The following is a 22,978-nucleotide window of genomic DNA, read 5'->3' as shown; positions in this document are numbered from 1 at the left end:
CCTTACGTTAAATCGTTTCTATGTTGGCAAGAGTACGGATTCTCTCCATACTCTTTTCCTAGCTGTTCGTAACATGTTCCTACTAAATTGACCTAGCAAGTCTAAAACCGAGATCATCTATATGAAATGTAGGATGGCTTCGACGACGACAAGTAGCGCCGCATCCTCTCGCTGTTTCAGCCCAACTACCACCACGAAAAATGCGGTATGATCCGTACACTGTTTCATCATACAAATCATAACACCATTCCCAAACGTTCCCTAGCATATCATAAAGCCCCCATGCATTCGGTTCTTTTTGGCCAACTTCATGAATCTCTCCATTTGAATTTTCATTATACCACGCTATATCATGGAGTTTCCCGTATGTATATCCGGTTGTACTTGCTTTACATGCATATTGCCACTCTGCCTCAGATGGTAATCGGTAGCCATTTGAATCTAAATTACATTTCACAATTTGACTACCATCACTAATAGAATAATATTCTTTTAATCCCGCTTTTTTTGAAAGTACATTACAAAACGCAATGGCATCGTTCCATGAAATATTGACAACTGGTTTATGATTTTTATCAAAATTATTTAATGTACTATTTGTAATAGCATCATATAGTTCCATTGTTACAGCATACTTTGCAAGAAGAAATGGTTGAATTTGTACTAGCCATTCTTTTTTTATTCGATCATCTCTTAATACTACCTCTCCAGCTGGAATATTGACCATTAATGAATCGATTAGTTGAATTAAATCGTTAGTCATTTTCTATTCCTCCAAACGTTCATTTTATATGAACTTAAAGTCATATACTCATTACAAAATACAATTTTCAAAAAGCGTTAAATTTTTCATAATAAAAAACGATTAGTTTTATTAAACTAATCGGTAAGATTCACAAAGAATTTTTGTGTTACAGTCTATAATTATATGTGCTCTAAAAATTTCCGAACCTCATTTGGAGATTTTAAAACAATAACCTTTTTCTCTTCGGACAATTGCTCTAACCCTTTTAAAATTGTAGGTCGTTTAGTATTAGGATATTCCCATATCCATTTAAAGAATTGCAAATCAAATCTTTCTTCACATCCCGCGCCCATATCTGGTCTTGTTTTATTCCGGTATTTTACAATTCTTTTAAAAGCACGATAAATACAAATTGTTCTATGCATATCAAGGAAGATAATTGTATCAGCTGCATTCAGTCTGATACCCATCGTCCCGCCATAATTCCCATCAATAATCCACTTCTCATCTTTAATTAAGTTATTTTGAACTGCTATTTGTTCTTCTCTCGGAACACCTTCCCAATTCGGTTTCCAAAATAATGCATCAAGATGATGCACCTTAATATTTAATTTATTTCCTAACTGCCTTGCTAATGTGGATTTTCCTGAACCGCCAGAACCAATTAATATTATTTTTTTCATAAAGGGCTCCTTTTTAAAATCGATTATTTCCTCCGTAACATAAACTCACAAAGTATTCCCACTCCAACACCAATTGTATAAGCCACTAAATCACTCCACAAAAAACCGTATCCCAATACGAGTCCGCCTAAAGTCGTTGCACGAATGCTATCTATCCACTTCGCATGATACAATTGGCTCACTTCAATCCCATAGCAAAACATTAAACTAATAAAAGCCAACTTCTTCGTCTCTGTTTTAGGAAACAAAAATCCAAAGCCAGTAAAAATCATTAATGCCCATAAAGCATCACCTAAATAATCATTTAATAGATGTGGTAGTGCAAAAGCAAACTTTCTTGAGCTAAGACCTAAAATAATAATAACTATAGTAAATAGTGCATATACTACTCTATTTCGTTTCGTATTCATTTTAAAGTCCCCTAATATGTAATGTAAAACTGTAAATAGCTAGTAAAACAAAGTTATTTTACTAGCTATTTATTAGTTGCTTTAATGATAAGAAAATGTGGATTCGTATTTAGATAATAATATGATTTCTCGTCTACTTCTTTCATTTTTTCAATTGCCTTCGGTTCTACTATCTCTTCTAATACAAAATAATTTGTAGTTTCATTTAGTATGTCTTGTAATGATCTTCTAAAAAACTTGACTTCAATAGTAATATTCGGTTTAACCCAAGTATCTATTAATAACTGTTTTTCAAAATAATTTTCACATGGAAACTTTGTGAAATCCATAAAAGGATGATGAATAGAATAAATAAGTTCCCCACCTGGCTTCAATACACGACGAAATTCTTGAAATACTTGATTCCAATTTTCTAAGTAATGAAGAGTTAACGAACTTACAATCACATCATACGTATTATCTTCAAATGGCAATGTTTCTTGCAGATCATGACAAAGGAACGTTGCTTCTTCTCCTATATTTTCTTTTGCTGCTTTTACCATTTCAGGACTTACATCAATTGCTGTAACATTTGCTCCTCTTCCTATGAATTGAGAAGTATACCATCCAGCTGCACATCCAGCATCTAATATCTTTTTTCCTTCTAGTTCCCTTGGAATAAGCTCCATCATCGCCGGTCTTTCATAATAACTGTTATATGGATTTGCAAAATCTAGATTTTCTTTATATGTACTCGCTAATTTATCATACGTATCTTTAATCGAATCTTTCATTACACACACTCCTAATACATATTAATCCATTAACTCCTGCTGCTTTTTCTTTGAAAATGATTGTAGTACTAGATCATACGACCAATCAATCATTTTATTAATTTGCTCCTGCTCTATACCCTTATGAATATAAACGGTATTCCAATGTTTTTTATTCATATGATACCCTGGAATAATTGTTTCTGGATAATCTTCTCTTATTCTTAATGCGACTTCTGGATCACACTTCAATGTAATCGCAGCTTTTTCGCCTTCTTCATGATTTACTATCGCAAATATTTTATTATTAAGCCTCATACATGTTGCACTCCAGCCATCTGGAGAATCTTCTGTCGCTTTTCTTTTCGATAAACAGTACGCTCTTGTTGCATTCATTTTAATTGGCACCTCTTATTCTTTCCCTGTTTGATTACGATGCATCACAATTTGCTTCGTTGCTTGAAATTGCTGCTCACCGTAAAACTTTATTAGCTTCTCACCGCAAAATAGACTAACAATATCAATATGAGATATTTCTCGAAGTAATATTGTAAGCATTTTCTCTCCAATACCTTTATTTCTTACACTCTCATGTACGACAACATCTTCAATGTATGCTCGAAAAGCACCATCAGAAACGACTCTAGCAAATCCAACTAATTCATTTTCTTCCCATACTCCAATGCCTATACTATTCTTTAACATTTTTTCAATATCGACTTCTTTTCTTTCTGGCCACCAACCGACAGAATCATAAAGCTTCTTTATTTTTTCTGCACAGATTGGTTGTTCTTGTTGCAATTTATACGTGTACATATGCTTTCTCCCATCAGCCAGTATACATAATACTATTATAATCTCTTTTCAAAAAAGTGCTGACTATGACCTTTCGGATGATCTTCAACGACACCATACTCCCTGTAACCGTGCTTTTTATAAAATTCTGGCGCTTGAAAACTAAATGAATCTAGCAATATTAATCTGCACTCTTTTTCCTTCGCAATTTCTTCAATTTTATGTAAAAGTTGGCTACCATAACCGTCATGACGAACTGATTTATCAATCCATAAAAAGTCGATATGAAGATGATAAAAATACATCGTACCTGTTACACCACCAAATATTTTTCCTTCTTCATTTTTTACTACGAGGCTTACTTCTTCCATCGGCTGTTTTACTTCATCTGTTAAGATGGACATATTATATTGAATAACTTTATTTTTAATGTATTCTCCTTCAATACGTGTACCGTTCTCTATATGTTTCATATACATTGCTTCCTTTCAACTTAGTAAGCTACATTTTGTTTTTCCCCTTTAAAATACTAATCAAAACGAATCCACCATATGTAACAAAGCATGAAAAGCCAATTATCCCTGGTACAGAGACATAGCCTACCCTTATGTAACTTATAACTGCAAAACAAGCGATAGACAATAAAATAGATGGCCAAAATATAACAGCTATTTTTCTTCGTCCTCGTTTCGATGTACTTTCTTTCTCTTCAGAAACACGTGTGCCAAAAAGCAATACAATACAAATAAGGATCGCTGCAAAGTAAATTGTATCTAATGACAAATTGTGATCATATAGTGCGATTCCAACTTCAAGAACAATAATCGTTAAAATTAAAATAATGATTGTTGAAGTCTTTAAGTTTCTTTTCAATCGCTCACTCCTAGCATGCTTTCACTATATTCTTTGTATATGTACTTTAAAACTGCTGCAAAAGCTTCATCTACCTCTTTATTTTCACGTCGATTCGGTAAATCTTTTCCCCCCATCACATAAAGAAGCGGAAATTCGTTAAACATTCCTATTATACCAATAAATTCAATATCGAATATAAAAAACTTTTCGGCAGCTCATATCAGCTATTTAAATAAGAAAAAGGTAGCATGAGTTTTTTCTTGCTACCGAAAAATATTTATTCTTCTATAGGATTTTCAGGACCGTTAAGTTCCAGCTGATAAAAAGCTAAATCTAGCCATTTATTAAACTTATAACCAGCTTTTTTTATTGTTCCTGCATGAACAAATCCATAGTTTTGATGCAAGGCAATACTTTTCTCATTCTCTGCATCAATTCCAGCAATTAAGGTCATATACTCTCTTTCCTTTGCAATTTCGATTAATGTTTTCATTAAAGACGTCCCAATCCCATTTTTTCTATAATCCTTATCAACATACACCGAATGCTCAATTGAATATTTATAAGCAGGCCAGGCTCTAAATGGTCCAAATGTCGCAAATCCTACTACTTTATTATCTAATTCGTATACGAAAATGGGATAACCGTCAGCCTTTTTTTGTTCATACCAATCTATTCTATTTTCAAGGGTTACAGGTTTATACGCATATACAGCTGTTGTATAAAGTATCGCATCGTTATAAATATCTAAAATGTATGCTAAATCTCTTTTCGTTGCTTCCCTTATCATTGTTTTCTTCCTTTCATCATGTTCATCTTATTTCACTATCTTTTTAATAGTTTTATTTTATCGAAATTTCCGATTTTTATCTACATACGAATACTAGCTTTTCGGAAACCATCAAATATATTTATTGCAGCAGATAATGTGTAGAAGAAAATTCCTCCCCCAATGAGCCACGTTTTAAATCCCTCTGGGGAAATAGTAAATGCATTTGCCAAATACGTAATAAACCCTGCGTTAAATACATGTGGATTTACTACAATTACAATGAATACTATCGTCCCAGCTATTTGAAGAATAGCATTCCCAATCGCCAATCTTTGAGTCCATTGTCCCTGCACCAATTTATAAAGGGATATACATATTTCAAAAACGATCATAATTATAACGATTGGCCAGTACTGCAATAAAACATCTTGATTAAAAGTTGGCGAAACAAACTTCAGTCCATTTGCCGTACCGTTATATACGCCAACAAGATGATTCGCATAAAAGTAAAGTGTAGCCCAAACTGCTGTCCACATTAAACCTGCAAAAACTTCAAACTTCGAGATTGCTTTTTTCTTTGGGATATACGAGATGTTTTTCAAATCATCTGGTGTCCATTTTTTTAAACTTGTCGTCAACGGCTCGATACCTTTGTCTTTATCTGTTCTTTCTAAAATAACAAACACAAGTGTCAACCAGAAAAATACATGGAGGCCCACTTCAAAAATTTCCCCAATGCCTTTACCTATCAATTGCAAAATAACATTTAATATCGCTTGATCACCACTATAGCCTATAAAATTTTCTGCAACCACTGATATGAGTGCAATGACAGCTGCGATTGGTATAATCATTTTTAACAACGTTGTATATACATCAAAATAACGTGGTCCAATTAAATGCATCGGTCTATCCAAATAACCATTAGCCAATGAAACCGGACTCCCCAATTTTTTGAGAACGCTCTTTACATCCTCCTCACTATAATCTTCAGGTAACATATCCTCTATAGTTGACCTTAGTTCAAGTGTAATATCTTCACTATTTTTTTCAGGTAATCTCTTCGCAACCTCTTGGATATAGAGATCAATTAAATTCATTCTCTTCCTCCTTTAATAAGTTATAAAGTTCTTTCGAATCCTTTATCCATTCTTTTTTCAACTGCAAAAATATTTCTAATCCATAATCACTTAAAACATAATACTTACGAGGTCTACTCTCCGTTTTATCCCAACTACTCGTCACTAATTCCTGTTTTTCTAATCGGCGAAGTAGCGGATATAAAGTACTTTGATCAATTGTAATCCCTGATTGCTCCAATAACTGGACAAGTGAATATCCGTACTGCGGCGTTCTTAATTGACTTAAAACGGCTAACGTTAATGTCCCTCTTCTTAACTCAGTAATTAACGAGTTTAATAAAGTATCCATTTACTCACCTCATTTCCATTACTATATGTCATACAGTATGTGTTTTATACTATGTATCGTACAGTATTAATGTGACAAAAACTATATTTTTTACCGAAAAACGGATAATGAAAAGCGCAAATTATATGATTTGTACTTTTTTAGCTAAGTTATATATATAACACTTTAAAAGATAGCAACCTTAACTACTAATTTTGAAGTTGCAGTAATGCTATATTAAGTGACAACTATCGTATACATATGATGTGAACATAACATCTCACTATAGGAAGCTAATAAAACGGAAAATTATCATGGTTGAATGATTCCTGTTTTATTCTTTAGGCACTGTTGATTTCACACCGTTTTCAGCACCTAATCAACGTTACTTCCTTCATTAACTTCATCTTGTTCAAAATCTTTATTTTTGTTTGGTTTATTAGAGAAAAATAAAAAAACAATTAAATTAGGTTAATTGTTTTTCAAATGCAAAATCTTTATTTTTTTAAATAATCTATGATATTCGAAAAGACAAATTCTCCAAATGCAAGTGGTATATAAATAAACCATAACTTTAATATTGCCTTTGTTTCTTTGTGATCAGAATCCCCCATTAAAACCAACCCTATCCTTTTTCTTCAAATATTTTCTTTTTAATTCCAATAACAAGGAAATTATACCATTTATTAATGTTGTAGTCTATTTTTTCTAAAAATTAAATAAATAAAATTCTTGTATTCCTTCAATATTCAGATAAACATAATAACTTTTTACGTTTCATCTTCAAAGTCAATAATGAGTCCTGTTAGAACCGCTACATTACCAATCGATTGGATCCCGTGACCAATAAAATCCACCTTAAATTCTTCCCACTTTAATTTATGTAATGATATAATAACACTAAATTTTCAACACGTGCTTAATAGATTGGGGACTTATAATGGATAAAACTCTCACTGCATTACAAACTATTATTATACATATGAATACAACTGAGCATTGGCATGATTTTATTTGTTACTGTCAGCATCGCGAAGCGGGACTTCGAAAATTAGCTTATAAACATTTAGAGACATTTATTACAAATGCAAAGAAATGGGAATCAAAAGATCAAGAGGAGTTTGCCATTTCACTGTTTACTATTTTAGATGCATCAAACGAAAAAGATGAGGTGTTAACTTTCTCACTAAATAGTTTTCTAATTGACATTCTATATAGATGGACAGAAAACACCCCATTTGATTCAAGACCTTTTAGATGGATAGGAATTTATATGGACTCTAGCAATAAAGAAGACGATTTAGAAAAATCCCTTCGAAAAGCGATTGAATTAGGTGGTGATACCGAACAAGAAGCCATGATATACCTAGTTTCTAATTACATCAATACTTTAGATTTTGGTACACATGAATTACCGTCAGGTTATTGCGGGGATTTAGGCGAATGTATAGAAAAACTTCCCTATATGCTGCAATTAATTGATAGAATTCAGAATAAGAACATAAAGGAGCAAAACATTGGGCAAATACAAGAACAACTACACCTTATTCTAGATTGGTTAAAACATACACAAATTCCAGTAGATGCTGTTCGTATATGGGAAAAAGAACAAACTAAGGAATTAGAAAAAAGCATCGTATATCATTTAAACAACAGCTCAAGTCGTTAATTCATCGTGTACAGAGATAATAAAGTTGTTTAAAAAACGCCAGTCATGTTATTCAACAATCGGGCTATATAACGGAATAAATCCTTGTAAAAATTAAAAATATTTGAAATAATCGTCATTAAGTTGAAGTAGAGCGATTGCAGAAAAAGGTGATACGACTTTTTCTTACTTAATAATTGCACGATAGTTAAAAAATTCAACTAATTATATTCCGAAAGGGTGTGTGTAGTATCTTATCAACTAATGTTTTTACTTATAAATCTAAGGATGGAAAAACAATAATAATTAGAGAAGCTAAAGAACGGGATGCAGAAAGAATACTAGATTCTGCTTCAAAAGCTTTAATAAACGCTCCATACATGCTAAGTACGGTTGAGGATGTAAAAAAGGTGCGTATCGATGCTATTCAAAAAACGTTAAAAGCTTATCATGAAAATCCAAATTATGTACAGTTTATTGCTGAAGTTGATGGTAAGTTAGTCGGTACAATAGATTTTAAGAACGGAAACAAAGAAAAAATTAGTCATCAAGGGGCTTTTGCGATGACCATACTACCCGAATATCGAAATTATGGTATTGGAAGAGCTCTTCTAGAAACGTTAATCAATTGGGCTAAAAATAACAGTAAGATTGAAAAAGTTTGTCTTGAGGTAATGGAAGATAATCTAGGTGCAATCCAGTTATATAAGAATCTAGGCTTCTTTGAAGAGGGTAGAAAAGCAAAGGGTGTAAAATTGGATGGTGGCTATCAAGATTTAATATTAATGGCTTTATTCGTTTAAAATTGAACATTATTCAAATGTAGTGTAGTGCTTTGATAAAAAGGATAAATCTTTTACAAAAAATACCCCCCTACTTTCTAAACCACGAGTAGGGGATTATGGCGTTTTACTAGACTTAGGAAGATAGATACCATTCGTTGATAATAGGACCATCATCCGTTGTGGATTTGAAATAAAGTTTGATTATTTTTTATCTATTTTATGCCACAATCGCACCCTTTAGTTGAATAAAGGAACAATTATCTATGCAGTGATCCTTTCTAGTAGTATAAAATTAAATGTAAATTAAGCTAAAAGTCATTATATTTCGTTATCACTGATTTTGCCCTTTCAATAAGCTTATTTTTTATACAATCAGGTTCTATTATTTCTGCTTCTTGTCCAATATTCCAAAGTAGTTCAACATAAAACCACTCTTCTGAAGGGTTAATATTCTTTGTTATTTTCGCGGTTCCATCTGAATTGTATTCCATATTATCTCTTAACCATGATATGCTCTCAGCTTTTCTTTTTCCTTCTTTGCTTAAACTCACTTCGAGCTTTATGAGATTAGATTCACACTCAGAATACAGCCATTCTTTAACATTCGAATGGACATTAGTGGAATGAGAAGTAGAATTAATAATTGTTTTTTTTATTCGATCTACTCTGAAAAGCCTTATGCCTCTTCTCATTCTACAGTAAGCGGGACAATACCAATACCCGTTATATACGTATAAGCCCATAGGTTCTATCTCTCTATAGATTTCATCTTCAGTTGTTTCATATAAGATATTAACAGTTTTCTCTTCTACAGATGCATCATAAAGGTTTCTTAGGACCCTTTTATCTACTTTAATATTTGGTTGCCACATCAAGATTTTGTCTCTAGTATTCTCAATTGCATCGGAAGTTTCCTGAGGAATCATATTGAACAATTTATTTAAAATTACATTATATGAAGTAGAAAAAGGAGTGGCGCCAACATATTGCATGGCATCTATTGCAAAAAATAAAGCTATTATTTCATCCTCACTAAACCAAATAGGAGGGATCATTTTATTTTTTAGTGTACTAAATCCTCCATTTCTACCTCTTTCTGAATAGACTGGAAAGTAAATTTCACTTAGCTCCTGTATATCTCGGAGGATTGTTCTCTCTGAGACTCCTTCGGATTTAGCAAGTTCCTTTGCAGTAATGGAATTATTATTGTTTAATGCCAGCATGATTCTAATGATGCGTTTAGTTTTAGACATTTAATCACCTTTTTCATAAAATATGACAAAATCTGTCTTATTTATAGTATAAGCTAATTTTAAACTAAGTGAAGGAGGCTAATGCAAAAATGAATACCATCGAATATATTACTGAAACGAAAGAAGTATTATTTTCACGTAAAAACTTAAAAAATGAAGAGATATCTGCGAGATTAATAACTGATTACATTGTAAGTAATGGTGTAGTTTACGAGAATATAGGCTCTTGGGTTGATGATGTAGTGAGAATTAAACTTAAAAAGTTGAAGGAAGAAACAACTTACCTAACTCAATCAAAGAAATACAACTTTAGATGTGTTGAATACCGAAAATATGAAGATGAACCATCGCAAAGAGAGGTGCTTCATGTTCTTGAGAAAGAAAGTACTTCTGACTTACTACCTCATCTTTTAATTTTTAATCCTTCTCTACAGGCGAGACCATTAAAAAGATGTGCATCAGAAATAGACGAAGATCGGGAAATATTTGTTGTATATTATTTAGATGATTGTGAATGTGAAAAATAAAGTGTATGCTAAAGAACCTACTTTCTCGATATTGAGAAAAGGCTTTTATTTTTTAGAACTCACATTTAAAAATAAATGTACATTTGTTCTCATTAAATTATATATTAATCATTATCTTTATTCATTATTATTTATTTCTACAGCTATAAATTAAAGACTTAAATTAGCAGCATGTAGTCTATTAAAAAGTACATTTTTTTCTTAAAGCACTACAGAATCGAAAATTAAATAACTTTATTGTCATTTTACACGTCTACCATTTTAATATAAAAAAGAGGATCTTCATACAGTACTAGAAAATCCTCTTTTTATATTTATCCCACATTAGCTTGCAGTAAAACTTCCCACTGATTATAGTTTTACTTTATTTTAATCCTTTAATTAAAGGTGACGCTTCCCCACCATGGAAAATCCATAAGTCATGAAGTGATCTCGTACATCCGACATATAGTAACTTTGCATCATGTTTTGTGTTTTTGTAATGTTCTTCATCCACATCAATTAAAAGCACCGCATCAAATTCTAAACCTTTCGCTAAATAGACAGGTACTACTGATATACCACCTTCATATTTACTTTGGTTTGCTTCAATTACGTTTACCGTTAATCCTGCATTTGTTAATTTCACATATATATCACGGCATTCATCTTCTGTTCTTCCGATTACCGCAATTGTTTTCACATCTGCATTTTGCAAATGTTTTACCGTCTTCACAATTTCAGTAAATTGATTTTCTGCATGAATTACTTTCACATCTTCTCCACTGCGGAAGACTGGTGTTGCGAGTCCTACTGGGATTTCTGCATTTTTAATTATTTCATTTGCAAATTCAATAATTTCTTTTGTAGAACGATAACTTCTTGTCAATTCATAATAACCGGTTTCTTGGAATACTTCCTTAAAAGCATTCCAATCTTCAATTCCTTGGTAATCATAAATCGCTTGCGATAAATCACCTAATATAGTGAAAGAATTACCTAATGTAATTTCTTTTAATACATAAACTTGGAAAGGCGAAAAATCTTGCGCTTCATCAATAACAACGTGATGAAACTTCTGCCCGATTTCGATCCCTGTTATACGATGATGTATGTATATTAAAGCTGGTAAATCTTCTACACACACTTCTTTTTTACGACAACTCTTTTCTGTTTCTTTAACAAGTTCTTCAGGTAATACCTCAAGTATTTCTTTACTTTTTACTATTGAACTATACAGTGAAAGAGCACTCATTTTCGGCCAAAACTTCATATATGCGTTCAGTCTCTTAGTCGCTTCTTTTTTTAGTAATTTTTTCTCGTTTGTTTCCCCGAATTTTTTAAGTTCAATTTCAATCCAGCGCTTCATTCGTCCTACTAATCGTTCTCTTCTTTTCTGTAAAGGATAATGTTTATATTCAACTCTCATCCATTTTTTAACATTTTCTAATGGAATAATCGCTCTATCCCACGCCTCAAAATCTTTTGTCGGAACTAACTCATTTTCAAATTGGATCATTCTCTCTTCAATAAACGTCTTAAATTCCAACGTACCCTTTAATTTACCTAGCATTACCTTCTTTTCATCACGATTAATTGAAAATGCTTCTTTCAATTTTTTTTCTGTCTGCTTTAGTTTCACTGAATCATCTAACGTACGTAATGCCCAATCTGGAAACGTTGTTTGACTAATATTCCCTACACCTAATTCAGGAAGTACACTCGAAATATAGTCTAAAAACAGACTATTCGGTGCAAATACGATCATTCTTTCTGCTTCTAGTTGTTCACGATATTCATAAATTAAAAAAGCAAGGCGATGTAAAGCAATTGTTGTCTTTCCACTCCCTGCAACCCCTTGAATAAGTAATGGTAAATTTCTTTCCGCTCGAATAATATCATTTTGTTCCGATTGAATCGTTGAAACAATATCCTTTAGCTTATTATCTTTATTCTCACCTAATCGATATAGAAGAAAATCATCGGCATGTGATACATCTTCATTTCCTTTTACATATGTATCAACAACACGTTCAAGTTCTCTTTTTCGAATGGAAATGTTTCGTTTTAAATACACATCACCTTCTACTAACCCATCTGGTGATTGATAAAATGCTAATTCTTCTCCACCGGTAAATGAATAAAACATACTTGCGACAGGCGCTCGCCAATCAATAATGATTGGCTTCATCGTGTCCATATCCGAAACCCCTACTTTTCCGATATAAATCGGCATAACTTCTTCTTTTCCATCTTCCTGAAAATCTAACCTTCCAAAGTACGGCTCTTGCACACCAATACGTAAGTTTTGTCTATTAGACTCCCTCATACTTTCAAGAATTTGCTCTTTAAAATCTTCTCCATAATAAACCGGGATTTTTTCAAGCCTATCCAATTGCTCATCCATCGTATGTAAAGTATCCTTCATTTTTTGTAACTCATCTTCAAATATGTTGCTCATTTCGACGATTCCCTCCTGTCCGTTCTAATTTTTCAGTCGAAGTATCATTGTATTAAAAATCCAATCATAAAGTCAATAGTTTCCATTTAAATTTTCCGAAAAAACTTACTTTTCATCTTTCTAATTTAAAAAGAATATGCAACATCTAAATCACACACATACACATATAGTATAGTGATGCATGTAAAAGATACTTCTTTCTATTTGTCTCCTATTTAATTTATCTATTAAAAAACATTGTAAAAATTAAAGACTTTAATCAATGGGCGTTTTACTGCCCATAAATAGTAGGATAAATAAAAGTAAAGGAGGCTCTTCAAATGAATATTTTGAATCTATCTCAAGATTAAATATGCTTCTATCTGGCTGTATCCTTATGGTTTGTTGGTCAATTATGTATGTTGAAATATATAGACTTACAAAATCCGTCTGGCCATGTATTATCATGCATACGATCGAGGATGCTGTTCCTACTGTTTTAGTTACAATAACAGGGATTATTACTCTTACAAACAGTAGTGATTTTTGGTTAAATCCTACTAGCGGGGTCGCTGCTACTGTTTTATTTCTCGGAATTGGAACCGTACTAAGAACTATAAGAATAAAAAGAGAACGACAATTATTCACACAATAAAAAGCAGATAATGAATTCGTCATTATCTGCTTTCCAATTTTTAAAACTACCTTATTATATTTTTTGATACATAAGCCAGTCACCAGAGTCTATCACTTTCTTTAACATCTTTTTATCCTGAGCGATATACACATATGCCTCAATTTCCCCATCAGCAACATATACTGTTTGCGTGATTCGATCATATAAATCAGTCTCCGCATTGCCTCTATATTCTTCTAGTTCATCTAACTTACACAATATCTCATCATTTACTACATAAACTTCTCCATACACCTGTTCTTCAATCGAATAAGTCATGGCCGGATATCCTTCGTTCGTATCAAATAATTTTCCATATGTCCAAGCTCTGTCTGTGATACATGTTGCACCTAGCATATAATGAGCATTCGTTTGTCCTCTTCTTAACGTGCCATAAACGAAAACATGATACATAAATTCTTATCCCCTTTATATGCCTCTACTTTCTTATTTGTAAATAAGCACGAATCATAAAGTAACTCACTTCATTCGGAAGCTGTTCTTTAATAGATTTCAGACCACCATCTGCATTTTGAACGGCAGTTTCAATAAGAGATTCATACTCTGCTGGAACAAAGCTGTGCCAATCTACTTCCATTCCATCCTCATAGCAGCGAATTAAATGGTTTTCGATTGTTTGTCTTGATAAGTTACGTTCTTTTGCAATCTCATTCAAATCAATACCTTGTTTATACATTTCATACGTTTCTAAATGAGAATTTGCGGACGCTTTTCCTGACTTTTTACGCTCTGAAACTACTTCTGTCTTAATCGTTTCAGCATAATTTGGATTTTCCTCAATAAAATGCTGAACTGCTTGTAAGAAGTGCGAACCATATTTCACAAGTTTGTGTTCTCCGATACCTTTTACCGTCAACAATTCGGAATCACTTTGCGGCATTTTCACACACATATCTTTTAATGTTTGGTCAGAGAAAATAACGAACGGAGGTACACCTTCTCCTTGTGCAATTTCTTTACGTACTTCACGAAGCACTTCAAATAAAGGATGGTCTTGAACAATTTGTCTTGTCTCTACTCGTTCTTTTCGTAAAACATTCTCTTTACCAAGTAATACTTCTTTCCCTTTTTCAGTTACTTTTAACGTCGGATAAGTGCCATGTTCAACTGCAATTAACTCGTCTGAAATTAAAAACTCGATAAACTCACTGACCTCTTTTACACTACGGTTCGATAAAAGCCCATACGTTGGTAAAGTATGAAAATTAAATTCAATAACTTTCTTATTCTTCGACCCAGTTAATACTTGCGCTATCATTTGCTTTCCAAAGCGTTGGTTCGTTCTAATCATGCATGATAAAACCATTTGTGATTCCCTTGTCACATCGATGCTCTCGCGATTGTCTGTACAATTACCACAGCGTCCACAATCTTCTTTCGGTTCTTCTCCAAAGTATTGCAAAATGAATGATTGTAAACATTGTTCTGTATGACAGTAATCGGTCATATTTTGCAATTTTTCAAGTTCATTTGAAAAACGTGATTCTCCAGTTGATTGATCAATTAAAAAACGCTGTACTTGTACATCTTGAGAAGAATATAACAATATACATGTACTATCTAATCCGTCACGACCAGCACGTCCTGCTTCTTGATAGTAACTTTCCATATTTTTTGGAAGCTGATAATGAATTACGTAACGAATATTCGATTTATCAATACCCATCCCGAATGCAGATGTTGCTACCATTACACTTACTTCATCTCGTAAAAAGAGTTCTTGTTGCTCATTTCGATCAATATCACTCATACCAGCGTGATATTTTGATACAGAAACTCCTGCCTTCATTAAATCTTCATATAACTGATCGACTACTTTTCTAGTAGCTGCATATATAATCCCAGATTCCTTTTGATTTTGACGAATATAATCCGCCAAATATGCATTTCGATCTTGCCCTTTAATAACAGAAAACGATAAGTTCTCACGCTCAAACGTTGTCATAATTGTATTTTCTTGATTAATTTCAAGTGTATTACAAATATCATCACGTACTTGCGGTGTTGCTGTTGCTGTTAATGCTAATACAAGCGGCTTTTCTGGAAGATAATCTAATATGCGATGTATATGTAAATAACTTGGACGGAAATCATGTCCCCACTGTGAAATACAGTGTGCTTCATCAATCGCAATCATAGGGATTTTCATATCGATAAGTTGGTCAACAAACTCCATCGAATCAAGACGCTCAGGCGCGACATAAAGTAATTTGTAATGTCCTTGTTTCGCTAATTGAATTCGCTGATTTGCTTCAGCAATAGAAATAGAACTATTAATATATGTAGCTGAAATGCCATTCTGTACCAATGTATCTACTTGATCCTTCATAAGTGATATTAAAGGTGATATAACCAACGTCGTTCCTTCAAATACTAATGCCGGAATTTGATAACAAATCGACTTACCGCCACCCGTTGGCATAATACAAACCGTATCTTTCCCATCTAATACGTTTTTAATTGTTTTATCTTGTCCTCTTCGAAACGAAGAATAACCAAAGTAGGACGCTAAAAGTTCTTGTGCTTTAGTAAACAAAAAAGAGTCACCTGCTTTTCTTTATCTTTCATCTACTTCTATTATATCAATCACTTATGCGACTTGAAAGGGATGATTAGATGCTTATTGTTTTTTCATTATTCTATGTTTCTCCACTTATTTAATACTAACTAGCATCATTATTTTATATGTTTTACAACATTTATAATATAAATCCAGTACACAAGAAGAAAGAGTTTCAATTTAAACGTTCATTTTATTTCCCTTTCTTGAATACTACTAATCGTATACATATAAATTCAGGAGGTTACTATATGAAGCATCGTAATATGAGTTCCATCACGGCGAAAACGAAAACACAAAAACTCCAATTCTCTAATAATGATGCGTGGAAATATGAATCATACTATAAGTATCAGCCATTATTCTCTTATAAAAAGCTTTTTAATTTTCTTTCTCAACTTTTTAGACGTTAATATATGCGCAAAAAATATATCATTCACAAAATTTTTCTCAATATTAAATGTATAGACTTACTACAATTCAGTTGTTACCATATATAATAATCTGTTGGATAAACCCCTTAAGTTGACCTGCTTATATTAGCAGGTCTTTTTCATGATTACATACTTCTGTGTACCTCGATCTCACTTCCAAGTCTTTTCTCCATTTTATAACCATATTTAACTCCCAACAATTCATGATTATCATGAATTGTTGGGAGTTAAATTGTTCACATATAATTATGCAATTCTTCTTTCTCAATACACAAAAGACATTTTACTTGTTACTATAAAAGTACTCCAGATGAGTTTTTTGCTCATCGACATTATCTAGTTATTGGGGCCTGCCGCGGGAAGCAGGTCCTTTTGACTGTATGAAGGTCCTAATTTCATTTGGACACATTTACCAGGTTTTTTCAAAAGAATTTTATGATAACATTACGTAGTCGAGTCCGACATCTCGGCAATACCCTTTTGAGGGTCTGCAACTTCCCTTGCAGCCCCTCTTTTACTTTATATTCAATTTATTCATATATACCACAACATCATTCACCTAATTTCTCCATTTCAAATTCCCTAAAAATAATCTAGGACACGTAACTAAAAATAAATCTTCATCATACTTTGAGTTATACATGTTCAAAGGAGTGTTACTATTTATGTATTCTTATTGGCAATCGTATTACTCCCCCTACCATAACCCTTATGTAAACTATGATTTATCCGTACGGAACTACCGAATTAGTAAAAATGAGAATTTTTTAAAAGGGTATATGCGTTCTTTATGGGAACAACACGTCGCTTGGACGAGATTGGCTATTATAAGTATAGTCTTTAATTTACCAGATGTTAACGTTACTGTTGGACGACTTCTACAAAACGCAACACATATGGGACTATCACTTGAACCATTTTACGGTGAGGATGCAGTGAAAAAATATAGTGCATTAATTAAAGATCACTTAGTAATTGCAGCGGATCTTGTTAAAGCCGCAAAAGCTGGTAATCAAAATGCAGCGGCCGCTATAGAGAAAAAATGGTACGCTAATGGTGATGAAATTATTGAATTTCTTAACAGTATCAACCCATATATAGATAAAGAAGAATTTAGAAAAATGTTTTATGAACATTTAGCACTAACGAAAGCAGAAGCACTTGCCTTCCTAAATAAAGATTATGAAGCAGGAGTAAAACTTTACGATAAAATTGAAAAAGAAGCATTGGAAATGGCCGACATGATAACAAACGCAATCGTAAAACAATTCCCGCAAGTATTTCAATAAAGTGAAACTTTAATCAGAGTAGGTATTACTACTAAGTAATACTTGATAAAAATAAGTCGATTTCCAAACATAAATCGGCTTATTTAGTTTTCTCTCTATGATATTTCACCTCTCCTCTTTACATTTAGCTTATATCGATATATTTTATTAATATCCGTTTTTTATAGGAGGAAATAGTTTGATTAACGCAATTGGTCTCGTTTTTATACTTACAAATAAACACGAGAAAAAAAAGAAAGTTTACTTAAATGAAAAATTTGCACTAATAGATATTATTGATTCTAAAGAAGTATTTGATGATGAAGGGAATCCTTTAGTAGAACTAACATGTAAATACAGTATATATTTAGATGAAAAATATTACTGTAAATCTCTCGATGATTATACCGGACAAGTATTTCCTTTCTTAAGTGCAAAAATAGGAAAAGGTCTTCTAAGAAACTTAAACTACTACTTTTCTTACGTTGATGCCTATGATAAGAAACCACCAGTTAAAGAAATAAGACCACTTATGAAACAAGTAACGAACAGATAGCCAAAAATACAAAAAAAGAAAGCATCTAACTCTGGATGTTTTCTTTTTTATTGAAAACTCATTAACTTTCATCCTCTTCTAAAAGTATGTATCCAAGCATATTTTAAATTAAAAACATTGGAGGATTAGAGTGAATGAAATACTCAGAAACAATTATAAGCAAACGACTTCGAATACTTAAAATGACGGGTATGTTTTTCATGCTAGTGTTAATAGCATGGATTGGCTATACAAAATTACTTTATGAAAACGGCTTTCTTCAAGAAAAAAAGAATTCAGTAGAAGTAATGAACACTAGCATTACAGGAGAAATAGAGCAGCTTTTTCATATAAACTTGCAAGGTTATCGAAAAACAAGCCTTGATGCTGTTATAGAAGCAAGCAAAACCGATCCAAGTGAACTATCCCTAATTGAACTGGTCAACAAATCCTGCTCGCGAGATTGCATAGGCGAACCAGTAACATATGTAAACTCAAACAATGGATATATCTTTTATAAGGAATCTAATGGAACTAATGTAGCTATAACAGTTAAAAAGAAAGACACATGGGTAATTGTAAAGAAATCTGTTCAAGATGGAATATAATCACCCAAAAAAAGAGTACGTATCGTACTCTTTTTTATTATTAATACCCTTCCTCTTCATGAATACAATGGCATTTCGGTTTTGTTTTACAATGACATTTTTCACACTCACATTTCGGTTTCTCTTTGCAACAACATTCGTGAAAATCATTGCGTTTACATCTACATCTCCCAAACATTAAATTATCCCAAAATGTATTACAATTTCGGGAATGCCCACAATGACAAGTATTCCCCATGAATTTGCTTCCTCCTTAATAGAATTCATCATATTCTATGTTTAAAAGTATACAAAGGCTTGTTTATTAGTCTATTTTCTCCATATTATAAGTAGAGTTAAAAGATTATATAAAAATAAAAAACCGTCACATGACGGCTTTTTATTTAGCAAACTACTCTTTTGTATAAAAATATTTAATTCCTTTCGTATCTAACCAAGCAGTTGCTTTGTCCAGTTCGTTCCCTTGACGATAATCTGTTTCGAAATACACAAGCCCTTGGTTATCTCCACGAGATATTATTTTAGAAGTATATCCAAGCTTATCCATCATTTGAATCATGTCAGGAACTAAATTTACACCAAATTCATAAGTAACTACTTTGTTATATTTATTCACTATAATTCCAACCCCTTCTTGTTTTTTTATCGGCTCAACAATTGGATTTGTAAACCAAGCTAACGGCTTATTTCCAATCAGCTTATTTAAATCACACTTGCCGATACCAGCCACATTCCCTGTTTCTGTGTATTGCCAAATATCACATGAATACGCCGGTTTGTTACCACCGTAACGAGGAATCCATACAAAATCAGAATTGAAATTTGCCATTCCAAATGGAGCATACATATGATGAGCAATATATAAACCAGCCTTCTTAGCTCCTAATCTGCGTAATTCATCAATAAAAGCTTGTGCACCCGCTCTCATATCGTTCATTGTTCTTACTTCTACGTCAGCTACCCAAACTGTTGCATTTTTATCACCACGGTTCCAAAAGTCTCTTGCTTCTATCCGTGCATCCTCTACTGAAACGAAACGACAGAACGCATAATTACCAAACGGAATATTCCGTGCTTTCATTGCTTGTACATAATTTTTATATAAAGGATCTACATAGTTTGAACCATCTTGCACACGTGCAATTACGAAATCCAATTGTGGTGCTGCGATATCCCAGTTAATGTCGCCATTCCATTTCGAAATATCCACAATATAACCCATTATTTAACATCTCCTTTTTCATTATTATATTCAAAGCTTGTTTTTTTGCTATTATCAACTAATAAATAGTATGAGAGGTAGTATATTATTGGGTAATAATTTAAAATTCGGCTTATGTATTGAGAAAACAAAATATTATTACAGGTTTAACAAGTAAAGATTTACAAAGCTCTAAACTATATAAAGTGAAACTATAATTAGTAGGCGGCTACGAGCAGTGAAATTCCCACTTAATTTCTTAGCTTCATCCGAATTTTGAGATAAGAATTTTACTGCCCACAAATAGCTAGATAAACAAAACCACCTTTCTGACAGGTGGTTTTGTTTACTAATTTACATATACATTGTCCATATTTTTATAGTTACATAATTATTAGTTACTTAATATACTTGTTAACTAAATATAAGACAATTGTTAGTTTTTAATCAAACTAATTTTCATTTTATCTCACGTACTCATAGTACCATTTTCGTGCATCTAACCAAGCTGTAAATTTATCGATATTTCCAGACGGATAGCCATTCGTTATAGCATAACCAATGCCATCTTTCTGAACGACAATTTGTCCATCAATACCCGCATCTACCATAGCTTGAGCCAAAGCTTGTAAATTACTAAATGCTACACCACCAGTTTTTACTTTGAGCAAATCCGCTGCACCTCCTCCAGTTTGTCCTGTAAGAGCAAATACAACAGAATTAGCGATTTTATCAACATTCCATTTTGCCATATCAGATTCATTGTCAATAAATCCTAATTCTATAAGAATAGCAGGTGCTTTCGTCCCATTTAATACCGCTAAATCCGTACGCTGTTTCGCACCTCGATCACGCCATCCAATATCTTTTGCTAGTTGAGCTGAGATTTTAGCCGCCAAATCTTTCTGATCATAATACAAAACCTCAACACCCTGTCCATTTCCATCACTTGCATTAAGATGAAAAGAAATAACTAAATCCACAGCATGGGAATTGCTATTCCGAATGATATTATTTAAATTTTGTGATTGAGTTGCCCCTACCTCGTCCGTATCGTCATAAACCGTGTGTCCTAGGGATCTTAACTTAGTCGCCACAGCATCTTTAACTTGCCTATCTAAAACGTGTTCTTTCCGATTCCCAAAATTAGCACCTTGAACAATACTATTGTGTCCTCCGTGCAAACTATATCTGGCCATTATTTATCAACATCTCCTTTCTTAATATCCTATTCAAAACTTGTCTTATTGCTATTCCCACTTACAATCTTAACTGTACCCATATGTCCTACATTTTCTAGAAGTGAAGCAATTTGTTCTCGATATAAAAAAGCTATCGCTTCATAAATCGAATGATTTATTCTCTAAATTACTTTTACATGAATGACGACACGAACAAAAAAAGCATCACCCTTTCGGCGATGCCTAAAAACTCTATTTTACTTTTCGGCTCCCTAAATAAATAGAGTTTAAAATCACTGAAACTACACCTATATTTCCTCCCCTTCCTTCACAGCTTCTTTCAACCTCTGCAACATATATCCAATCCCTTTACACCCCTCTAGCGGATATGTAATCATTTCTTCTGGATATAACTTTGTCACTACTTTTTTATGCTTCTTCCCTGCTAGTAAGACGATTTCGTCAAACTGTAATAAACTTTTATCTACCATCTGTTTTTGTAATTGCTCTATATTTATTACTCCATCGCTTTTTGAATCAAATGCAAGATCATAGTTTTCTAATACAATATCATTTGGTCTTAAAAATCCATGTTTCGCCGATAATATAACCCAGTTTTCGAAAAACATAGTTGCGTACGCCTGACATGCTTTTCCGAACGGACTAATATACACATCTTTTGCTTCCATCGGTCCGTAGTCTGAATGTTTATCCCAAATTTTCTTTTTTCCACATGGAATTATACATATCCTTTTCATATATATTTCTACTCCCTTTACTTTGGTAAATAAAATTCGTTATTTTGTACATTTTTCTCTCGAAATACTATATAATAATTTTGAAAAGTTTAAATTACACATTTTACCATATATGTACTATGGATCACTCTCATTGCAAATATTATAATACCATAAAAATTTTTGCATTTTTTTCTTCAAATTATTATAATTAAATTTTAATATTATGATTTATTAATTAAATTAGGAAGGAGGTCCATAAAAATGAAAAATATTATCCCTGCACTATTAGTCTATTTTATTGTTTGCGTTATTTCCGTTATCATCCCAGCATCTGAAGGCTATAATTATGTCGGCTGGAAGTTATTTGTTGGGCAAGTGTATGCGATACCTATTTTCTTCATTACTGCTATAATTACATTTTATATAAACAAGAAAAAATCTTACGAATAAACGATTATAAGGATAGCTAACGCTATCCTTATTTTAATTCGTTAATCAAATTTAGAATGACCCTTGCAGTACTTTATATCCTTTCTTCTAAAAAGTCAAACGCAACTTCTGTATTTCAGCGTTTAAACGTAGCTCCTCCGAGAGCCAGCTCTCTAATTCTGAAACCGACGTAATATTTCGTTCTAAAAGTGACTGTAATTTACTCTCCAAATCATTAAACATACACAATCCTCCCGTTTTTAATTTTCTG

28 protein-coding genes and 3 pseudogenes are annotated in these 22,978 nt (G+C 32.7%); 9 read left to right on the top strand and 22 right to left on the bottom strand.

Annotated elements, in window-relative coordinates; genetic code table 11:
* Nucleotides 1-82: 82 nt before the first annotated feature.
* The 13 genes and pseudogenes from GBN91_RS17910 to GBN91_RS29720 form a co-directional block, all read right to left on the bottom strand.
* The gene (locus GBN91_RS17910) at nt 83-763 is read right to left on the bottom strand and encodes a formylglycine-generating enzyme family protein (RefSeq protein WP_000180347.1); all 681 of its coding nucleotides are present in this window, start codon (nt 761-763) and stop codon (nt 83-85) included.
* Nucleotides 764-924: 161 nt separating this feature from the next.
* Nucleotides 925-1,428 carry a DNA topology modulation protein gene (locus tag GBN91_RS17905; RefSeq protein WP_016122657.1) on the bottom strand — a complete coding sequence of 168 codons (504 nt, stop codon included), beginning with the start codon at nt 1,426-1,428 and terminating at the stop codon, nt 925-927.
* Nucleotides 1,429-1,451: 23 nt separating this feature from the next.
* On the bottom strand, nt 1,452-1,838 hold the full coding sequence (locus GBN91_RS17900; protein WP_061113045.1) for a ribosomal maturation YjgA family protein: 387 nt from the start codon (nt 1,836-1,838) through the stop codon (nt 1,452-1,454).
* Nucleotides 1,839-1,903: 65 nt separating this feature from the next.
* Nucleotides 1,904-2,611, bottom strand: a complete 708-nt coding sequence (locus tag GBN91_RS17895; protein ID WP_025709473.1) for a class I SAM-dependent methyltransferase — start codon at nt 2,609-2,611, stop codon at nt 1,904-1,906.
* A 21-nt stretch (nt 2,612-2,632) separates the two neighbouring features.
* The gene (locus GBN91_RS17890; protein WP_000994622.1) at nt 2,633-2,986 is read right to left on the bottom strand and encodes an MmcQ/YjbR family DNA-binding protein; all 354 of its coding nucleotides are present in this window, start codon (nt 2,984-2,986) and stop codon (nt 2,633-2,635) included.
* A gap of 15 nt (nt 2,987-3,001) precedes the next feature.
* Complete coding sequence (locus GBN91_RS17885) at nt 3,002-3,406, bottom strand: GNAT family N-acetyltransferase (RefSeq protein ID WP_025709475.1); 405 nt, start codon at nt 3,404-3,406, stop codon at nt 3,002-3,004.
* A gap of 35 nt (nt 3,407-3,441) precedes the next feature.
* Nucleotides 3,442-3,858 carry a GNAT family N-acetyltransferase gene (locus tag GBN91_RS17880; protein WP_152121891.1) on the bottom strand — a complete coding sequence of 139 codons (417 nt, stop codon included), beginning with the start codon at nt 3,856-3,858 and terminating at the stop codon, nt 3,442-3,444.
* Between the two features lie 28 nt (nt 3,859-3,886).
* A complete protein-coding gene (locus tag GBN91_RS17875) occupies nt 3,887-4,258 on the bottom strand; it encodes a hypothetical protein (RefSeq protein ID WP_025709477.1) in 372 nt (123 codons plus the stop codon).
* A pseudogene (locus tag GBN91_RS29275) lies at nt 4,255-4,419 on the bottom strand (serine hydrolase); the annotation flags it as partial. The pseudogene GBN91_RS29275 and the gene GBN91_RS17875, both read right to left, overlap by 4 nt.
* A 98-nt stretch (nt 4,420-4,517) precedes the next feature.
* Nucleotides 4,518-5,030: a GNAT family N-acetyltransferase gene (locus GBN91_RS17870; protein ID WP_025709479.1), complete on the bottom strand. Its 513-nt coding sequence runs from the start codon at nt 5,028-5,030 to the stop codon at nt 4,518-4,520.
* Nucleotides 5,031-5,110: 80 nt separating this feature from the next.
* Nucleotides 5,111-6,112: an HAAS signaling domain-containing protein gene (locus GBN91_RS17865; protein WP_152121889.1), complete on the bottom strand. Its 1,002-nt coding sequence runs from the start codon at nt 6,110-6,112 to the stop codon at nt 5,111-5,113.
* A complete protein-coding gene (locus GBN91_RS17860) occupies nt 6,099-6,443 on the bottom strand; it encodes a PadR family transcriptional regulator (protein WP_000380294.1) in 345 nt (114 codons plus the stop codon). The genes GBN91_RS17865 and GBN91_RS17860 overlap by 14 nt, the downstream gene beginning before the upstream one ends.
* 752 nt (nt 6,444-7,195) lie before the next feature.
* Nucleotides 7,196-7,270: pseudogene (locus GBN91_RS29720) on the bottom strand (DUF6944 family repetitive protein); the annotation flags it as partial.
* 92 nt (nt 7,271-7,362) lie between these two features.
* Between GBN91_RS29720 and GBN91_RS17855 the strand changes: the two are divergent.
* Both GBN91_RS17855 and GBN91_RS17850 read left to right on the top strand, forming a co-directional pair.
* On the top strand, nt 7,363-8,091 hold the full coding sequence (locus GBN91_RS17855) for a hypothetical protein (RefSeq protein WP_152121887.1): 729 nt from the start codon (nt 7,363-7,365) through the stop codon (nt 8,089-8,091).
* A gap of 221 nt (nt 8,092-8,312) precedes the next feature.
* On the top strand, nt 8,313-8,873 hold the full coding sequence (locus GBN91_RS17850; protein ID WP_193222119.1) for a GNAT family N-acetyltransferase: 561 nt from the start codon (nt 8,313-8,315) through the stop codon (nt 8,871-8,873).
* A gap of 290 nt (nt 8,874-9,163) precedes the next feature.
* On the opposite strand, the gene GBN91_RS17845 is transcribed toward GBN91_RS17850, so the two are convergent.
* Nucleotides 9,164-10,108 carry a helix-turn-helix transcriptional regulator gene (locus GBN91_RS17845; RefSeq protein WP_006923931.1) on the bottom strand — a complete coding sequence of 315 codons (945 nt, stop codon included), beginning with the start codon at nt 10,106-10,108 and terminating at the stop codon, nt 9,164-9,166.
* A gap of 89 nt (nt 10,109-10,197) precedes the next feature.
* Between GBN91_RS17845 and GBN91_RS17840 the strand changes: the two genes are divergently transcribed.
* Nucleotides 10,198-10,635 carry a hypothetical protein gene (locus GBN91_RS17840; protein ID WP_006923929.1) on the top strand — a complete coding sequence of 146 codons (438 nt, stop codon included), beginning with the start codon at nt 10,198-10,200 and terminating at the stop codon, nt 10,633-10,635.
* 364 nt (nt 10,636-10,999) lie between these two features.
* Here GBN91_RS17840 and GBN91_RS17835 read toward each other — a convergent pair whose 3' ends face one another.
* Complete coding sequence (locus GBN91_RS17835) at nt 11,000-13,075, bottom strand: HelD family protein (RefSeq protein ID WP_152121885.1); 2,076 nt, start codon at nt 13,073-13,075, stop codon at nt 11,000-11,002.
* 319 nt (nt 13,076-13,394) lie between these two features.
* On the opposite strand from GBN91_RS17835, the pseudogene GBN91_RS17830 reads away from it, so the two are divergent.
* Nucleotides 13,395-13,709, top strand: a pseudogene (locus GBN91_RS17830) (CPBP family intramembrane glutamate endopeptidase); the annotation flags it as partial.
* Between the two features lie 54 nt (nt 13,710-13,763).
* On the opposite strand, the gene GBN91_RS17825 reads toward GBN91_RS17830, so the two are convergent.
* Complete coding sequence (locus tag GBN91_RS17825; protein ID WP_006920961.1) at nt 13,764-14,144, bottom strand: gamma-glutamylcyclotransferase family protein; 381 nt, start codon at nt 14,142-14,144, stop codon at nt 13,764-13,766.
* Nucleotides 14,145-14,169: 25 nt separating this feature from the next.
* Nucleotides 14,170-16,287: a DNA helicase RecQ gene (gene recQ / locus GBN91_RS17820; protein ID WP_152121883.1), complete on the bottom strand. Its 2,118-nt coding sequence runs from the start codon at nt 16,285-16,287 to the stop codon at nt 14,170-14,172.
* 275 nt (nt 16,288-16,562) lie between these two features.
* Between recQ and GBN91_RS28915 the strand changes: the two genes are divergently transcribed.
* The 4 genes from GBN91_RS28915 to GBN91_RS17805 all read left to right on the top strand — a co-directional run bounded on the left by GBN91_RS28915 (nt 16,563) and on the right by GBN91_RS17805 (nt 19,156).
* Nucleotides 16,563-16,724, top strand: coding sequence for a hypothetical protein (locus GBN91_RS28915; protein ID WP_000682743.1), 162 nt, complete (start codon nt 16,563-16,565; stop codon nt 16,722-16,724).
* A gap of 686 nt (nt 16,725-17,410) precedes the next feature.
* Complete coding sequence (locus GBN91_RS17815) at nt 17,411-18,034, top strand: hypothetical protein (RefSeq protein WP_000287728.1); 624 nt, start codon at nt 17,411-17,413, stop codon at nt 18,032-18,034.
* Between the two features lie 178 nt (nt 18,035-18,212).
* Nucleotides 18,213-18,569: a hypothetical protein gene (locus GBN91_RS17810; protein WP_000606231.1), complete on the top strand. Its 357-nt coding sequence runs from the start codon at nt 18,213-18,215 to the stop codon at nt 18,567-18,569.
* Nucleotides 18,570-18,703: 134 nt separating this feature from the next.
* On the top strand, nt 18,704-19,156 hold the full coding sequence (locus tag GBN91_RS17805; protein ID WP_000877572.1) for a hypothetical protein: 453 nt from the start codon (nt 18,704-18,706) through the stop codon (nt 19,154-19,156).
* Here the strand turns inward: GBN91_RS17805 and GBN91_RS28910 are convergent, their stop codons facing one another.
* The 4 genes from GBN91_RS28910 to GBN91_RS17790 all read right to left on the bottom strand — a co-directional run bounded on the left by GBN91_RS28910 (nt 19,157) and on the right by GBN91_RS17790 (nt 22,296).
* Nucleotides 19,157-19,330 (bottom strand): hypothetical protein, encoded by a 174-nt coding sequence (locus GBN91_RS28910; RefSeq protein ID WP_000503004.1) that lies wholly within the window; start codon nt 19,328-19,330, stop codon nt 19,157-19,159.
* A 217-nt stretch (nt 19,331-19,547) separates the two neighbouring features.
* Entirely contained in the window at nt 19,548-20,378 is an 831-nt protein-coding gene (locus GBN91_RS17800; RefSeq protein WP_086412049.1) for a GH25 family lysozyme, read from the bottom strand.
* Nucleotides 20,379-20,821: 443 nt separating this feature from the next.
* A complete protein-coding gene (locus GBN91_RS17795; protein ID WP_006920619.1) occupies nt 20,822-21,556 on the bottom strand; it encodes an N-acetylmuramoyl-L-alanine amidase in 735 nt (244 codons plus the stop codon).
* A 290-nt stretch (nt 21,557-21,846) separates the two neighbouring features.
* The gene (locus GBN91_RS17790) at nt 21,847-22,296 is read right to left on the bottom strand and encodes a DUF6884 domain-containing protein (RefSeq protein ID WP_000820904.1); all 450 of its coding nucleotides are present in this window, start codon (nt 22,294-22,296) and stop codon (nt 21,847-21,849) included.
* A 243-nt stretch (nt 22,297-22,539) separates the two neighbouring features.
* Here GBN91_RS17790 and GBN91_RS17785 point away from each other — a divergent pair, with 243 nt between their 5' ends.
* Nucleotides 22,540-22,728 carry a DUF4017 family protein gene (locus GBN91_RS17785; RefSeq protein WP_000789485.1) on the top strand — a complete coding sequence of 63 codons (189 nt, stop codon included), beginning with the start codon at nt 22,540-22,542 and terminating at the stop codon, nt 22,726-22,728.
* Nucleotides 22,729-22,815: 87 nt separating this feature from the next.
* Here GBN91_RS17785 and GBN91_RS29475 read toward each other — a convergent pair whose 3' ends face one another.
* The gene (locus tag GBN91_RS29475; protein WP_000481362.1) at nt 22,816-22,950 is read right to left on the bottom strand and encodes a hypothetical protein; all 135 of its coding nucleotides are present in this window, start codon (nt 22,948-22,950) and stop codon (nt 22,816-22,818) included.
* Between the last annotated feature and the right edge of the window lie 28 nt (nt 22,951-22,978).

This window comes from Bacillus sp. B1-WWTP-T-0.5-Post-4 (genome assembly GCF_009183795.1).
GTDB lineage: Bacteria > Bacillota > Bacilli > Bacillales > Bacillaceae_G > Bacillus_A > Bacillus_A cereus.
This window is presented reverse-complemented; position numbering and strand designations above follow the sequence as displayed.

Coding starts and splice junctions, on each gene's coding strand:
- GBN91_RS17910 (WP_000180347.1), bottom strand. CDS start 763: ATGACTAACGATTTAATTCAACTAATCGATTCATTAATGGTCAATATT.
- GBN91_RS17905 (WP_016122657.1), bottom strand. CDS start 1,428: ATGAAAAAAATAATATTAATTGGTTCTGGCGGTTCAGGAAAATCCACA.
- GBN91_RS17900 (WP_061113045.1), bottom strand. CDS start 1,838: ATGAATACGAAACGAAATAGAGTAGTATATGCACTATTTACTATAGTT.
- GBN91_RS17895 (WP_025709473.1), bottom strand. CDS start 2,611: ATGAAAGATTCGATTAAAGATACGTATGATAAATTAGCGAGTACATAT.
- GBN91_RS17890 (WP_000994622.1), bottom strand. CDS start 2,986: ATGAATGCAACAAGAGCGTACTGTTTATCGAAAAGAAAAGCGACAGAA.
- GBN91_RS17885 (WP_025709475.1), bottom strand. CDS start 3,406: ATGTACACGTATAAATTGCAACAAGAACAACCAATCTGTGCAGAAAAA.
- GBN91_RS17880 (WP_152121891.1), bottom strand. CDS start 3,858: ATGAAACATATAGAGAACGGTACACGTATTGAAGGAGAATACATTAAA.
- GBN91_RS17870 (WP_025709479.1), bottom strand. CDS start 5,030: ATGATAAGGGAAGCAACGAAAAGAGATTTAGCATACATTTTAGATATT.
- GBN91_RS17865 (WP_152121889.1), bottom strand. CDS start 6,112: ATGAATTTAATTGATCTCTATATCCAAGAGGTTGCGAAGAGATTACCT.
- GBN91_RS17860 (WP_000380294.1), bottom strand. CDS start 6,443: ATGGATACTTTATTAAACTCGTTAATTACTGAGTTAAGAAGAGGGACA.
- GBN91_RS17855 (WP_152121887.1), top strand. CDS start 7,363: ATGGATAAAACTCTCACTGCATTACAAACTATTATTATACATATGAAT.
- GBN91_RS17845 (WP_006923931.1), bottom strand. CDS start 10,108: ATGTCTAAAACTAAACGCATCATTAGAATCATGCTGGCATTAAACAAT.
- GBN91_RS17840 (WP_006923929.1), top strand. CDS start 10,198: ATGAATACCATCGAATATATTACTGAAACGAAAGAAGTATTATTTTCA.
- GBN91_RS17835 (WP_152121885.1), bottom strand. CDS start 13,075: ATGAGCAACATATTTGAAGATGAGTTACAAAAAATGAAGGATACTTTA.
- GBN91_RS17825 (WP_006920961.1), bottom strand. CDS start 14,144: ATGTATCATGTTTTCGTTTATGGCACGTTAAGAAGAGGACAAACGAAT.
- GBN91_RS28915 (WP_000682743.1), top strand. CDS start 16,563: ATGAAGCATCGTAATATGAGTTCCATCACGGCGAAAACGAAAACACAA.
- GBN91_RS17815 (WP_000287728.1), top strand. CDS start 17,411: ATGTATTCTTATTGGCAATCGTATTACTCCCCCTACCATAACCCTTAT.
- GBN91_RS17805 (WP_000877572.1), top strand. CDS start 18,704: ATGAAATACTCAGAAACAATTATAAGCAAACGACTTCGAATACTTAAA.
- GBN91_RS17800 (WP_086412049.1), bottom strand. CDS start 20,378: ATGGGTTATATTGTGGATATTTCGAAATGGAATGGCGACATTAACTGG.
- GBN91_RS17795 (WP_006920619.1), bottom strand. CDS start 21,556: ATGGCCAGATATAGTTTGCACGGAGGACACAATAGTATTGTTCAAGGT.
- GBN91_RS17790 (WP_000820904.1), bottom strand. CDS start 22,296: ATGAAAAGGATATGTATAATTCCATGTGGAAAAAAGAAAATTTGGGAT.
- GBN91_RS17785 (WP_000789485.1), top strand. CDS start 22,540: ATGAAAAATATTATCCCTGCACTATTAGTCTATTTTATTGTTTGCGTT.
- GBN91_RS29475 (WP_000481362.1), bottom strand. CDS start 22,950: ATGTTTAATGATTTGGAGAGTAAATTACAGTCACTTTTAGAACGAAAT.